The organism is Brevundimonas sp. FV1ye29L, from assembly GCF_058681095.1.
In genome coordinates this window covers 608852-622170 of sequence record NZ_CM178730.1, presented here as the reverse complement: position 1 = coordinate 622170, position 13319 = coordinate 608852, and the positions used below count along the sequence as shown (strand labels likewise).

Below are 13319 nucleotides of genomic sequence, written 5' to 3'. Positions count from 1 at the left end.
TCCCCATGAAAAAGGCCGATCCCGGACGACGCCCGGCTGTGGACAGCGGGGGTAAACCGTTTATGCGCGAAGGATGAGTTCGACCGACCGGGCGCCTGAAACCATATTCGATATCCGGCTCCCGGCCGGAGCAGCCGGGCCGTTCGTCTTTGCCTCCCCGCATTCGGGCGAACTCTGTCCTGCCGATATGAACGCCGCCCCCGGCCTGGATCCGGCCTCGCTGCGCAGCGCCGAGGATACGGGGGTCGACCAGTTGCTGGCCGCCGCCGCCGCCGATCTTGGCGCCCCCCTGATCACGGCCCGGCTCAGCCGGGCCTATGTCGATCTCAACCGGGCCCCGGGCGATCTCGACCCCGTCCTGATCGCCGACGCGCCGCCGGACGCGGGCCAGGGACCGTCGGCGGCCAAGGTCGCGGCGGGTTTCGGCGTCATCCCCCGCAGGACCGGCGACGGCGCCGATCTTTATGACCGGCGTCTGGACATGGCCGAGGTGCGGGCGCGTCTCGAGAGGTCGCACGCCCCCTATCATGCGGCCCTGGCCGGACTGATGCAGGCGGCCCGGGGCCGGTATGGCGCGGCGGTGCTGATCGACTGGCATTCCATGCCCTCGGGAGTCCTGGCCGGCGACCGGCATGTGCGCGGCCCGGATGTGGTGCTCGGCGACCGGCACGGCACGGCCTGCGACGCCCGTCTGACGCGGCGCCTGCGCACCCTGTTCGAGGCCTCGGGATGGGTGGTGGCGCTCAACCGCCCCTATGCCGGCGGCTATACGACCCGGACCTGGGGCCGACCCGCCGAGGGTTTTCACGCCATCCAGGTTGAACTGGGCCGGGCCCTGTATCTGGACGAGGCCACCCGACGCCCCTCGTCGGGGCATGGGCGTTGTATGGGGGTCATCGACCGGGTCGCCACGGCCCTGCGCCAGGACGGCTGGCCGGCCCCTGCGTGATCGGCGGAGGGGCCGCCTGAAAGCGGGCGCCGGCGAACTCGCGCCCGGAGCAAAAAAAAGCCGCGCCCGAGGGCGCGGCATAAAAGTCTATAGGGAGGAAACGCCCAGGAAGGGCAAGACGCCCGAAGGCGTCGAAGATCAATCTAGGTTGCGATGCACCATGGGTCAAGGGGCGATTTATGACCCGTCATCACGCCTTGTTACGTCATTGTAAGCGGTTTCAGGAGTCGGAAACCGCCTCCAACGGTCAAAGTATGCCCCGGACACCCCGCCCGTTATGTTGCAGGTGCGAAGGCGCGCGGCCTCAGTCGCGGGCGGGACGCTCAAGCAGGCGATGGGCGGCGCGGATCGCTCCGGCTGCGGGCGAGCCCGTCTGGCGCCAGACCAGCAGGGCGAAGGCTGACGCAACGCCCGCCGCCAGCCAGAAGGGACCGAACAGCCAGGCCCCGGCCGCGAGCGCGAAATAGTAGCCACGCACCCCCTGGCTGAACGAGGCCAGCGCCGGATTGAGCACCGCCGCCGTCGCCGCCCCGAAGGCGTCCAGATCCCGGTCTTCGGTCAGCCGCTCCGAGGCCCCGATCAGGGCGAGCGCATAGTTCATCTGACGAATCGACCAGATGAAATCCAGCAGGCCGCGCGCCAGACAGGCCAGCACCAGCGCCAGCTTGGCTTCCAGAACCGGGGCCGGCACCGCTTCGGCGCCGACCGCCGCGAAGCTCTTCAGCGCCGTCTCCCCGCCGAACAGAACGCCGCCCACCGCGGCGATCAACAGCAGGTTGGAAGAGGCGAAAAAGGAGCCGGAGTTGATCGAATGGCCCAGCAACTGGCTGTCCAGAAGCTTCACCTCACGCCGGGTCATCGCCAGCATCCAGGCCTGGCGGATCGAGAGCATGTCGCGGTTCAACGCCCCGAAGCGGCGCGACAACAGGCGAAGCAGCGGATCGTAGCCCAGCCAGCACAGGAAGAAGAGGGCCAACGCCGCCCAGTCCAGTGTCGTCATCTCCGGCTCTTCATCCTGGCGCCCGCATCGGACCTTGGTCGATACCCCTATAAGGCATCCCCGCTTGCTCAAACACCGCTCCGGGCTTATTGAGCCGGACTTTCATTTCGCAACCGCACAATTCCGAGCTCGCCATGAACCTCGACGCCATTCCGGTCGGTCCCAACGCCCCCTGGGACATCAATGTGATCGTCGAGATTCCGCAGGGCGGCCTGCCGGTGAAATACGAGATGGACAAGGCCTCCGGCGCCCTGTTCGTCGACCGCTTCCTGCATACGGCCATGTACTATCCGGGCAACTACGGCTTCATCCCCCACACCCTTTCGGACGATGGCGACCCCTGCGACGTGATCGTGCTGAACCCGACGCCGGTCGTGCCGGGCTGCGTCATCCGCTCGCGCCCCATCGGCGTGCTGAAGATGGAAGACGAGGCGGGCGGCGACGAAAAGATCCTCGCGGTCCCCGTCGACAAGCTGAACCCCTACTACACCGAGATCGCCAGCTATCGTCAGCTGCCGGTCATCCTGATCGAGCAGATCGAGCATTTCTTCACCCGCTACAAGGATCTGGAGAAGGGCAAGTCGGTCACCGTCAAGGGCTGGGGCGACGCCGGAGAGGCCGCCGAACTGATCGCCATCGGCATGAAGGCGCATCAGGACAAGCAGGCCAAATCCGCCAAGGCCGCCAACGCGGCCTGAAGCCCTTCCGTCGGGACGCCCGGCGAGGTAGCTGAGTATCCATGGCCGCCGCTACCGACAGTCCCGCCGAAGTGTTCAAGCGCGCCCTCGCCCATGCGGCGCGGGCGTTGGCGGAACAGCCCGAGCTGGAGGTCGCCTTCGGTTCGGACGGCCCGCGCCTTTCGAACGGCCTCCTGACCCTGCCGCATCCGCCGCGCGACCCCTCCGGTCCCGAGAGCGCCGCCCTGCGCGGCCAGGCCGACCGCATGGCCCTGCGCCTCGCCCACCACGACGACCGGCTGGACGCCCGCTTCCGCCCGGCGGACGCCGCCGCCGCCGAGGTCCATGACGCCGCCGAACAGGCCCGGATCGAGGCCGTCGGTTCGCGGGTGCTCGCGGGCGTGCGCGCCAATATGGACGCCGCCCTGCTGACCCGGCTGGAGCGGATGGGCGCCCTGCGCGCCGACGCGGAACGGGTGCCCATGGCCGAGGCCGTCGGCCTGCTGTTGCGCGAGCGCCTGACCGGGCGCCGTGCGCCCGACGGCGCCGCCGCCATGCTGGACCTCGTCCGCGACCAGATCGAGGGCAAGGCGGGCGGCCCGCTGGACCGGCTGGCCGGCGCCGCAGACGACCAGACGGCCTTCGCCCGCGCCCTCCGCGATGTTCTGACCGCGCTGGATCTCGATCCCGGCGACGGCACGGCCGACGACACGTCCGAAGAGGCCGGAGAGGACGACCCCTCGCCCCGGGAACCCGACGCCCCCGAGGACCAGCAGGACGAAGAGGAGGACGACGGCGGCGGCGAGGGCGGCCAGTCGATGGAGGGCGATTCCCCTGATTCCGACAGCGATCAGGACAGCGAGGCCCGCCCCGACGGCGCCCCGGCCCAGCAGGACGGCGACATGTCCGACGACGGGCCCGAACTGTCCGAAGGCGACCTGCCCAACCGGCAACAGACCCAGGACGACGGCCGGGGCGTGGACGCCTATCGCGTCTTCACCACCGCCTTCGACGAGACCATCGACGCCGCCGACCTGTGCGATCCCAACGAGCTGGAGCGGCTGCGCTCCCTGCTGGACCAGCAGCTGACGGCCCTGTCCTCCATCGTCGCCCGTCTGGCCAACAAGCTGCAGCGGCGGCTGATGGCCCAGCAGAACCGCACCTGGACCTTCGACCTTGAGGAAGGCGTGCTGGACACGGCCCGCCTGACCCGGGTCATCACCGATCCGACCAGTCCCCTGTCGTTCAAGATGGAGAGCGACAGCCCGTTCCGCGACACGGTCGTGACCCTGCTGCTCGACAACTCCGGCTCCATGCGCGGGCGGCCGATCATGGTCGCCGCCGTCTGCGCCGACATCCTGGCGCGGACGCTGGAGCGGTGCGGGGTCAAGGTCGAGATTCTCGGCTTCACCACCCGGGCCTGGAAGGGCGGCCAGTCGCGCGAGGCCTGGATCTCGGCTGGAAAGCCGGCCAATCCGGGACGGCTGAACGACCTGCGCCACATCATCTACAAGTCCGCCGACGCCCCCTGGCGACGGGCGAAGAAGAACCTCGGCCTGATGATGCGCGAGGGGCTGCTGAAGGAGAACATCGACGGCGAGGCCCTGACCTGGGCCCACGACCGACTCGTCGCCCGGCCCGAGGCCCGGCGCATCCTGATGGTCATTTCCGACGGCTCGCCGGTCGACGATTCCACCCAGTCGGCCAACGCCGCCCTCTATCTGGACAAACACCTGCGTCAGGTGATCGAACGGATCGAGACCCAGAGCCCGGTCGAACTGATCGCCATCGGCATCGGCCACGATGTGACCCGCTGGTATCGCCGCGCCGTCACCATCGTCGACGTCGAGCAACTGGCCGGCGCCATGATCGAGAAACTGGCCGAACTGTTCGACAACGACCCGAAACCGGCCGCCGGTCGTGAACGCCTTCGCCCGGCGCGTCGGAGGGCGGCATGAAACGGTTGACCCGCCTCGCCGCTGTCGGGGCCCTGCTGGCCCTGTCGGCCTGCGCCGGCATGGGCGGCGGTCCGGTCCCCTATGTCGCCGCCGTGGACGGCTGGATCGCCGCCGAGACCGCTGTCCGGCCGGTCGGCCTCGGCCTGGGCGGCGCCGATCTGGCCGATGGCGTCCGGTTCGCCGGGGGTGTGGAGCTGGCCGCTCCCGCCGGATCCCCGCTGCACGGCCTGTCGGACCTGAAACTGACCGGAGGCGACGGCGGCTTCGTCACAGTGTCCGACTCCGGCGATCTGGTGCGCGGCCGGATCCGGCTGGACGCGACGGGACGGCTGGAGGGCGTCGACGCCCTGTCGTATCGCCGGCTCACCCTGACCGACGGCCAGCCGATCGACGCCAAACCCATGGGCGACGCCGAGGGTCTGGCCGTCCTGCCCGACGGTCGGCTGCTGATCAGTTTCGAGCGCAACCACAGGATCTGGAGCTACGGCCGCCTGCCGTCCCTGAGCGCCCGTCCCGTCGCCGTCCGGCGTCCCGACGCCGTCTTCGCCGGGAATGACGGCATGGAGGGGCTGGCCGCCTCTCCGTCCGGCTGGATCGTCGCCGGTGAAGGCGGCGGCGTCTGGGACTGCGCCGCCCGGGCCTGCCGGACGATCACGCCGCCGCCCGCGACGCCCCTGTCCGACGCCGGTTACCGCATCACCGGCATGGATCGCGATCCGTCAGGGGACGGATGGTTCGTGGTCGAGCGCGCCTTCAGCCTGGCCGCCGGCCCCCGCGCCCGCATCCGCCGCATGACCCGCGACGGCGCCCTCGGCCCCGTGTTGATCGAGCTGAAACTGCCCGGCACGACCGACAATTTCGAGGGCGTCGCCGCCGAGGCCCGGGGCGGCGGGACGCGGCTCTATATCCTGTCCGACGATAACGCCAATCCGCTGCAACGCACCCTGTTGCTGGCGTTCGACCTTGCGGCCGTCAATCGTCGATGACGACCGTGCGGCAGCGCCTTTGCGGAAACCGCTGGCCCGCCACCTCGACATAGCGGCAGACCTCACGGGTCCGGGGTTCCGGTTCCGCCTCCGGCTCGGCCTCGGCGGACGGCGCCGGCGGGGCGGGCGGGGCGGGCGGGGCCTCGGCGGCGGGAGGGGGCGGCGTCAGGGCGACCCGCGTCACCGGCTGGGCCGGGGCCTGGGTCTGCAGGGCGGCCGCGAGGGCCAGCAGGGCGATAATCATGGCTGTGGTCCCTGGGGAAAAGGAAGACAGCCAAAGAATGACTCATCGCTTCGCACTTGCAACATATTTGTTGCACTTGCTCAGAACCCGTCCGTGGGCGTGGGCCGGATCGGGTCGGGCGGCCTGTGACCGGGCGCCAGGGCCTGCGGGAGCCTAGACCCGCTCGCTCACCTTGATCGCCGCCCGGCAGCCCGCCTTGATCACCGCGCTGAGCAGTCGGTGCGCGGGGGCCTCTCGCGCGCCCTGGGCCACGGCATGGTCGTGGTGGGCCAGTTCCTCGTCGCGGAAGCGGGCCAGTTCGGCCGACAGGGCCGGATCGCGGTCGGCCGTCTCGGCGACCTGATCGGCATAGTGTTCCTCGATCACGCTCTCCACCGCCTCGGTGCAGGCGTGGGCGGCCTTCTCGCCCATCAGGGCCGTGCCGGCGCCGAGGGCCTGGGCCGCCAGCCGCCAGACCGGCAGCATCAGGGTGGGCCGCATCCGGTGTTCGGTCAGCAGGGCCTCGAACCGCGCCAGATGAACGGCCTCCTGACCTTCCATCTCCTCCATATCGGCGGCGATGGCCTCATGCCCCGGACGACCGGCGAAGACAGCGCGCTGGGCGCGATAGATCTGCACCGCCGCATATTCGCCGGCATGGTCCACGCGCAGGATCTCGCCCCGGCGACGACGGCTGGCGCCCAGGCCCGGTCGCGCCAGCGGCGGTCGGGGGGAGCGGGGGGCGAACTCAGGCTCTGGGGGCACGGGCGTCTTTCGGGCGTTTGGCCGCAATCAGGCTGAAGAGGGCCAGACCGGCCGAAATCAACGCATTCCACCCTGCCATCGAAATTCCCATCATGGACCAGGGGATATCGCCGCATGAGACGATCTTCGGCGCCGGCCCCTCGCCCAGGGCCAGGGCCGTCAGGCTGGACAGGTCGGCCGGGCCGCCCGCCGCCGAGCAACTGGCCGGCAGGGCCCACCACTTCAGCTCGCCCCCGGCATGGAAGGCGGCCGTGACCGCCCCGGTCAGGAAGATCACGAACAGCAGGAATGAGGCGATACGCGGCGTCCCCCGGCTGGCCCGGCTGATCACGGCCCACAGGGTGGCCACGGCCGAGACGGCCACGGCGCCCCAGAACACCTCGCGCTGCTTCAGACACAGGTTACAGGGCGCCATGCCCCCGAAGGTCTGGAACGCATGGGCTGCGCCCAGCATCGCCAGCGACGCGGCGAGGGCGAAGGCGGTCCACCAGCGGGTGAGGAGACGGTAAAGCTCGATCATCGTCGCTGTTCCTACTCCCCGCCGCCGCATCCGACAAACCGCGTCCTACAGGAACTTCAGTGCGGCGATGATGGCGCCCAGAAGGACGAGGCCGATGACGGTGAACAGGGCCAGACGCTTCTCGATCACCGTCAGCATGGCCGGCCCCCAGGTCTTGAGCACAAAGGCCACCAGAAAGAACCGCGCGCCCCGCGTAATGGCGCACAGCAGGACGAACAGCGGCAGGTTGAAGGCGAAGATGCCCGAGGCGATGGTGATCAGCTTGAACGGGATCGGCGTCAGTCCCTTGACCAGGATCACCCAGGCGCCGTGTTGCTGGAACAGGGCCTTGGACGCCTCGAAGGTGTCGGCCTTGCCCAGCACCGTCAGCAGCCACATCCCCACGGGCTCGAGGAAGAAGCCGATCGCATAGCCCAGCAACGCCCCCAGCACCGAGGCGGCGGTGCAGACCGCTGCATAGAAATAGGCCCGGTCCGGCCGCGCCAGCACCATCGGCGCCAGCATGACGTCGGGCGGGATCGGGAAGAAAGAGCTTTCGGTGAACGACACCACCGCCATGACGCGCGTGGCGTTCGGCTTGCGGGCCTGGACGAAGACCCAGTCATACAGTTTGCGAAGCATGGCGATCCCTGGAACGACCGTCTCCCTAGCAAGGCGGGCGCCGGGGAGCCAGCGGCGCCGGCGCCGCACAGGCGCGGCGCCCGGGCCACGGTTGTCCCGCCCCGCCTTCACCACTAGGTTCCCCGCCAATCGCGGCGACCCGCCGCCTGTTCACTCAAGGGAGCCGCCCGCATGTCTGATGCGACTACCCCCCACACTGCCGCCGCCATCGACCTCGACAACCCGCTGGGCGTCGACGGTTTCGAATTCGTCGAATTCACGGGACCCGAGCCCGAGGCCATGATCGCCCGGCTGGAGCTGATGGGCTTCACCCGCACCCACGTCAGCCCGGTGACCGGCGCCATCCGGCTGAAACAGGGCGACATCACCATGCTGGTCAACGCGACGCCCGAAGGCCAGGCGGCCGACTTCGCCCGCGACCACGGCCCCTCGGCCAATGGCATGGCCTTCCGCGTCGCCGACGCCCGTACGGCCTATGAGGGCGCCCTCGCCCGTGGGGCCGTGAAGGCCGAAAACGGCGCCGGCGCCCTGGGCGCGGACTATCCTTACGTGCTGCAGGGCATCGGCGGCTCCCTGCTCTATGTCGTCGACCAGTATGGCGAGGCCGGCTCCCTGTATGACCAGTGGGACGAGATCGAGGGCTGGGAAGAGGCCGAGCGCAAGAACTCCATGGGGCTGGAGGTTCTGGACCACCTGACCCACAACGTCCGGCGCGGCCAGATGCGGACCTGGTCCGGCTTCTACAACTCGATCTTCAACTTCGAGGAACAGAAGTATTTCGACATCAAGGGCAAGGCGACCGGCCTGTTCTCGCAAGCCATGATCGCGCCCGACCGGGCGATCCGCATCCCCCTGAACGAAAGCCAGGACGACAATTCCCAGATCGAGGAATTCCTGCGCCGCTACAACGGCGAGGGCATCCAGCACATCGCCCTGACCACCGAGAACATCTTCGAGACGGTCGAGGCCATGCGCGCGCGCGGCGTCGAGTTCCAGGACACGATCGAGACCTATTTCGAACTGATCGACAAACGCCTGCCCAACCATGGCGAGGACGTGGAGCGGATGCGCAGGAACCGCATCCTGATCGACGGTTCGGACGAGGAGGGCCTGTTGTTACAGATCTTCACCCAGGACACCTTCGGCCCGATCTTCTTCGAGATCATCCAGCGCAAGGGCAATGAAGGGTTCGGCAACGGCAATTTCCAGGCCCTGTTCGACTCCATCGAGCTGGACCAGATCCGTCGCGGCGTCATCAAGGTTGACGCCTGAATGAGGCTGCGGCCCCCGAGCTGGCTGCCCTTCCTCGGCCCGGTCCTTGCGGCCGGCGCCGGGGGCGGGGTCGGCTACTGGCTGGAAATCGGCTTCTGGCCGACCCTCGCCGTCGCCCTGGTCTGCGGCTTCGCCCCGATCATCGCCTACCGCCTGTGGAAGCGACTGCACCACAGGCGGTGAGGTCCGTGCGGAGGCGGGCGGAAAGCGCTTCCCCCGATCGGCTCAGGGTTCCGACCCTGACGCTCCCATGATCTTCTCGAACTGGAACGCATCCCCGTCTCCGGGAAGATCGTCCTGCGCCCCGGGATGATGGGGATCGGGGTGATATCTGTTGAAAAACTCGATGATCCGGAAGCCGCACTTGTTGACGTAGAAGTGGATGTTTCGCTTCTCGAAATACGGGGTGTGCGTCTGCCAGGCGATCGTCTCGGGAAAGCGCTCCTCGATGACGCGCCAGGCCTTGAGGCCCAGCCCCCGCCCCTCCTCGCCGATCTTCAGAAAAAACAGGTCGAGAGAGTTACGATGGGTCACGGGGTCGATCGTGACGACGGCGCCGCCGACCTTCCGGCCATCGCACATGATGCGCAGAACCACGGCGCCAGGCGCCGTGACGGCGGCGTCCAACACTTCGTCCGAGGGAATCGGCTCATCCGGCCGGTTGCCGAACTCATCGACGACCGCCACGGCGAACGCGGCCTGCAACTCGGCCTTGAAGATCGCGAACTCGGCGGGATCGGAGTCGGCAAGAGTGACGGTTTCGCTGGTCATCGGGGAGCCATACACGGCACGGGCCTGCAAATGGAGCCCGCCGGGGGCCGAGGCGGACGCACGGCGAGAGCCTGATTTCGACGGTTTTCCAACACCCCTGCCAAACCGGGCTATACTCCCGTCTGCGTTTCCCGAGGCGAAAGAGGTATGTCCATGTTCTCCAGCCAATGCGCACACATCCGCCGCGCGCTCCTCGCCGTTTTCGCGGTTTTCGGACTCTCGAACCCCGTATTGGCCCAGACCCCCGAGGCCCCCGGCTGGTCTCTCGCCATCCATGGCGGCGCCGGAACCATCGAGCGAGACCGCATGACCCCGGCCCAGGACGCCGCCTATCGCGCGGCCCTGACCAGGGCGCTGGAGGCCGGGTCGGCCGTGCTAGCCTCGGGCGGATCGGCCCTCGACGCCGTTCAGGCGGCGGTTCAACGGATGGAGGACGACCCCCTGTTCAATGCCGGGCGGGGCGCGGTCTTCACCGCCGCCGGTCGCAACGAACTGGACGCCGCCATCATGAACGGCGCCGACCTGACGGCGGGCGCCGTGGCCGGCCTGACCACCACCCGCCACCCGATCGCCGCCGCCCGCGCGGTGATGGAAAGGTCGCCCCACGTCATGCTGATCGGCCCCGGCGCAGACGCCTTCTCGGCCGCACAGGGTCTGGAGCAGGTCGAGCCGGCCTTCTTCTTCACCGAACGTCGCTGGCAGGGTCTGGTCGAGGCCCTGACGGCCAAGACCTTGCCCCTCCCTGCCCGCCCCGCCGGCGCCCCGCCCGCCGACGCGACGCCGATGGCCGCCAACGACGCCTCCGCCCCGCCCCTGAACGAGCGCAAGTTCGGCACCGTCGGCGCCGTCGCCCTGGACAGTCAGGGCCGGCTCGCCGCCGCCACATCCACCGGCGGCATGACCGCCAAACAATGGGGCCGCGTCGGCGACGTCCCGGTCATCGGCGCCGGCACCTATGCGTCGAACGCCGACGGCTGCGCCGTCTCGGCCACCGGCGACGGCGAATATTTCATCCGCGCCACAGTGGCGCGCGACATCTGCGCCCGGATCGCAGCGCTGAACGAGACCCGCACCGCCCGGCTGCGTCAGGGCGCCGACGCCGCGGTCGCCCGCAGCGGCGACCCGAACGCCATCGGCGTCGTGCACGAGCTTCTGCCCCAGACCGTGGCCGCCAGGGCGGAAATCGCCGACGCCGACAACCTCGGCGGCAAGGGCGGCGTCATCGTCATGGGCCTCGACGGCCTCGCCGCCTTCGCCATGTCCACCTCCGGCATGTACCGCGGCCGGGTCTCGTCCGACCAGCCGACCCCCAACGTCGCCATCTACGCCGACGAGGAGAACAGGTGACCGCCCCCGTGAGCCCTGACGAACTCACCGCCATGGCCGAGGAGGAACTGGCCGCCGCCATCGCCCTCAGCTGGCCCGAAATCCGGCGGATCACCCCATGGGGCGACAGTTTCGAGGGCTTCGCGCCCTCGGGCCGCACGGTCGAGGTCGAGCGCCGCTACCTGTGGGCCGTAGAACCCGAGGGCGCCGTGGTGGTCGAGGTGGAGGTGCGTGACGCCGCCGCCCGCACCGGGGCCGAGGCCCGCGCCATCCTCGCTCCGCCGCATTGAACGTCGGAGGAGAACCTCTCCCCCGATTTCGTCGAACCGGGTTCGATTTTTCATTGCCAAGCCCGCCCGGTCCGCCATCATGTCCGCGACCGCGTGCTGCGCCGGGCCGCCCATGACTGCCTATCCCACAGACTTCTATTCCGCGCCCCAGGACGCGGGGTTTGCTCCCGAGCAGGCGGGCGAAGTCGTGTCCGGCGGCCTTGATCCGGTCGGCGCCGTGTGGCTGCTGCTCGCCCTCGCGGCCGTGGCGGGGCTGGCCTTCGTCCTCGGCTGGATCACGGCTGGCCGGTCGCGCGAGGCCGAGGCCGACCGCGCCTGCGCCGACATCCACGCCGCCGTCCTGAAATCCGCCACCGCCGCCCTGGGCGCCGGCAGTCGGCAGCTGATCGAGCGGGCCGACGCCCTGAAGTCCGTAATCGACGCGCGACTGGGCCCCCTGATGGTGGTGGGCGGCGCCCTGGCCGGTCCGGTCAAGGCCCTGACCCTGGCGCTGGAGGGCAGGGCGAACGAACCGGCGCACAGTGCGAAGGCGGCTCATGGCGCGGCGGGCCACGCGGCGGGCGATCAGGGTCCCGGCCATGGCCCCTGCGCACCCGCCGCCGTGACCCAGATCTTCGTCGGGGCCCCGGTGTCCGTGACGCCGCCTCACGGCGATGCCGCCCATCACGTTGACACCGGCCACCATGCCGCCAAAGAGCCTGGGCCTGAGCCTGAGCCCCGCCTGTCCGCCCCGGAACAGATCGAGGCCGTCAGCCGCGCCGTCCGCGCCTTTCACGACCACTGGAGCCGCTCGGACCTGCGGATCGCCGAGCTCCGGGCCGCGCGACGGGCGCTGGATCGAACGCCCTTCGCAGTCTCCGCCTGATCGTGGGCGAAGGCCGGCCGCCCTGGCCGCCTTTGCCCGGGCGGAAAAGGCGGCTAACCTCCGGTCATGAAACTCGCCTCGCTCAAACACGGCCGCGACGGTCGCCTCGTCATCGTTTCGAACGACCTGCACTGGTTCACCGACGCCTTCCTGATCGCCCCGACGCTACAGGCCGCGCTGGACGACTGGGAGCGGTGCGAACCCCGCCTGCGCGCCTTGGCCGAGAGTCTGGAGCATGAGGCCGTGCCGCGCGGCCGCTTCCGCGAGCATGAGGCCGCCGCCCCCCTGCCCCGCGCCTATCAGTGGGCCGACGGCTCGGCCTATGTGAACCATGTCGAACTGGTGCGGAAGGCGCGCGGCGCCGAGATGCCCGCCAGCTTCTGGAGCGACCCCCTGATGTACCAGGGCGGCTCCGACGGCTTCCTTGGGCCCCGCGATGCGATCCCCCTGGCCGACGAGAGCTGGGGCTGCGATCTGGAGGCCGAGATCGTCGTCGTCACCGGCGACGTGCCCCAGGGCGTCACCCGTGAACAGGCGCTGGACCACGTCCGGCTGGTCGGTCTGGTCAATGACGTCAGCTTGCGCAACCTCATCCCCGGCGAACTGGCCAAGGGCTTCGGCTTCGTCCAGTCCAAACCCGCCAGCGCCCTGTCGCCCGTCCTGGTCACACCCGATGCCCTGGGCGACCGCTGGAAGGACGGCAAACTGCACGGCGAACTGTCGGTCCAGCTGAACGGCCGGGACTTCGGCAAGGCGGATGCCGGCGTGGACATGACCTTCGACTTCGGGACCCTGATCGCCCATCTGGCGAAGACCCGCGCCCTGGGCGCCGGATCAGTGATCGGGTCGGGCACCGTCTCCAACCGCGACGCCGACGGCGGTCCGGGCAAGCCGGTGTCCGATGGCGGCCTCGGCTATTCCTGCATCGCCGAGGTGCGAACGGTCGAGACGATCCTGCGCGGCGCCGCCGAAACCCCCTTCCTCAAACATGGCGACACCGTCCGGATCGAGATGCTGGACGACACGAATCACTCGATCTTCGGCGCCATCGAACAGACGGTGGAACCGCTTTCCTGACGATCGAAGCCGTCATAGG

16 protein-coding genes are annotated in these 13319 nt (G+C 69.5%); 10 read left to right on the top strand and 6 right to left on the bottom strand.

Features of this window, described 5'->3' with window-relative positions; all coding sequences use genetic code 11:
- Nucleotides 1-73: 73 nt before the first annotated feature.
- On the top strand, nucleotides 74-949 hold the full coding sequence (locus tag ACW17W_RS03165; protein WP_492079280.1) for an N-formylglutamate amidohydrolase: 876 nt from the start codon (nucleotides 74-76) through the stop codon (nucleotides 947-949).
- A gap of 304 nt (nucleotides 950-1253) precedes the next feature.
- Here the strand turns inward: ACW17W_RS03165 and ACW17W_RS03160 are convergent, their stop codons facing one another.
- Nucleotides 1254-1949, bottom strand: coding sequence for a DUF599 domain-containing protein (locus tag ACW17W_RS03160; protein WP_492079278.1), 696 nt, complete (start codon nucleotides 1947-1949; stop codon nucleotides 1254-1256).
- Nucleotides 1950-2083: 134 nt separating this feature from the next.
- Here ACW17W_RS03160 and ppa point away from each other — a divergent pair, with 134 nt between their 5' ends.
- Genes ppa through ACW17W_RS03145 form a run of 3 tightly spaced genes read left to right on the top strand, consistent with a single transcriptional unit; the run spans nucleotide 2084 to nucleotide 5570 of the window.
- The gene (gene ppa, locus ACW17W_RS03155) at nucleotides 2084-2647 is read left to right on the top strand and encodes an inorganic diphosphatase (protein ID WP_492079276.1); all 564 of its coding nucleotides are present in this window, start codon (nucleotides 2084-2086) and stop codon (nucleotides 2645-2647) included.
- Between the two features lie 41 nt (nucleotides 2648-2688).
- On the top strand, nucleotides 2689-4584 hold the full coding sequence (gene cobT, locus ACW17W_RS03150; protein ID WP_492079274.1) for a cobaltochelatase subunit CobT: 1896 nt from the start codon (nucleotides 2689-2691) through the stop codon (nucleotides 4582-4584).
- The gene (locus tag ACW17W_RS03145; protein ID WP_492079272.1) at nucleotides 4581-5570 is read left to right on the top strand and encodes an esterase-like activity of phytase family protein; all 990 of its coding nucleotides are present in this window, start codon (nucleotides 4581-4583) and stop codon (nucleotides 5568-5570) included. Before cobT ends, ACW17W_RS03145 begins: the two co-directional genes overlap by 4 nt.
- Here the strand turns inward: ACW17W_RS03145 and ACW17W_RS03140 are convergent.
- From ACW17W_RS03140 to ACW17W_RS03125, 4 genes are all read right to left on the bottom strand, one after another.
- Nucleotides 5557-5814, bottom strand: coding sequence for a hypothetical protein (locus ACW17W_RS03140; protein WP_492079270.1), 258 nt, complete (start codon nucleotides 5812-5814; stop codon nucleotides 5557-5559). The two genes, ACW17W_RS03145 and ACW17W_RS03140, sit on opposite strands and share 14 nt — an antisense overlap.
- A 153-nt stretch (nucleotides 5815-5967) precedes the next feature.
- Entirely contained in the window at nucleotides 5968-6558 is a 591-nt protein-coding gene (locus tag ACW17W_RS03135) for a demethoxyubiquinone hydroxylase family protein (protein ID WP_492079268.1), read from the bottom strand.
- On the bottom strand, nucleotides 6542-7078 hold the full coding sequence (locus tag ACW17W_RS03130) for a disulfide bond formation protein B (protein WP_492079266.1): 537 nt from the start codon (nucleotides 7076-7078) through the stop codon (nucleotides 6542-6544). Before ACW17W_RS03130 ends, ACW17W_RS03135 begins: the two co-directional genes overlap by 17 nt.
- 45 nt (nucleotides 7079-7123) lie before the next feature.
- Complete coding sequence (locus ACW17W_RS03125) at nucleotides 7124-7699, bottom strand: YqaA family protein (RefSeq protein ID WP_492079264.1); 576 nt, start codon at nucleotides 7697-7699, stop codon at nucleotides 7124-7126.
- Nucleotides 7700-7870: 171 nt separating this feature from the next.
- Between ACW17W_RS03125 and hppD the strand changes: the two genes are divergently transcribed.
- Together hppD and ACW17W_RS03115 are read left to right on the top strand one after the other, a co-directional pair.
- A complete protein-coding gene (hppD, locus tag ACW17W_RS03120) occupies nucleotides 7871-8971 on the top strand; it encodes a 4-hydroxyphenylpyruvate dioxygenase (RefSeq protein ID WP_492079262.1) in 1101 nt (366 codons plus the stop codon).
- A complete protein-coding gene (locus tag ACW17W_RS03115) occupies nucleotides 8972-9154 on the top strand; it encodes a hypothetical protein (RefSeq protein ID WP_492079260.1) in 183 nt (60 codons plus the stop codon).
- A 42-nt stretch (nucleotides 9155-9196) separates the two neighbouring features.
- On the opposite strand, the gene ACW17W_RS03110 is transcribed toward ACW17W_RS03115, so the two are convergent.
- Nucleotides 9197-9910: a GNAT family N-acetyltransferase gene (locus ACW17W_RS03110; RefSeq protein WP_492079258.1), complete on the bottom strand. Its 714-nt coding sequence runs from the start codon at nucleotides 9908-9910 to the stop codon at nucleotides 9197-9199.
- Between ACW17W_RS03110 and ACW17W_RS03105 the strand changes: the two genes are divergently transcribed.
- The 4 genes from ACW17W_RS03105 (at nucleotide 9896) to ACW17W_RS03090 (ending at nucleotide 13300) form a co-directional block, all read left to right on the top strand.
- The gene (locus ACW17W_RS03105) at nucleotides 9896-11089 is read left to right on the top strand and encodes an isoaspartyl peptidase/L-asparaginase family protein (protein WP_492079256.1); all 1194 of its coding nucleotides are present in this window, start codon (nucleotides 9896-9898) and stop codon (nucleotides 11087-11089) included. The two genes, ACW17W_RS03110 and ACW17W_RS03105, sit on opposite strands and share 15 nt — an antisense overlap.
- The gene (locus tag ACW17W_RS03100; RefSeq protein WP_492079254.1) at nucleotides 11086-11358 is read left to right on the top strand and encodes a hypothetical protein; all 273 of its coding nucleotides are present in this window, start codon (nucleotides 11086-11088) and stop codon (nucleotides 11356-11358) included. Before ACW17W_RS03105 ends, ACW17W_RS03100 begins: the two co-directional genes overlap by 4 nt.
- Before the next feature lie 112 nt (nucleotides 11359-11470).
- Nucleotides 11471-12223, top strand: a complete 753-nt coding sequence (locus ACW17W_RS03095; RefSeq protein WP_492079252.1) for a hypothetical protein — start codon at nucleotides 11471-11473, stop codon at nucleotides 12221-12223.
- A 66-nt stretch (nucleotides 12224-12289) separates the two neighbouring features.
- Nucleotides 12290-13300: a fumarylacetoacetate hydrolase family protein gene (locus tag ACW17W_RS03090; RefSeq protein WP_492079250.1), complete on the top strand. Its 1011-nt coding sequence runs from the start codon at nucleotides 12290-12292 to the stop codon at nucleotides 13298-13300.
- Nucleotides 13301-13319 lie beyond the last annotated feature (19 nt).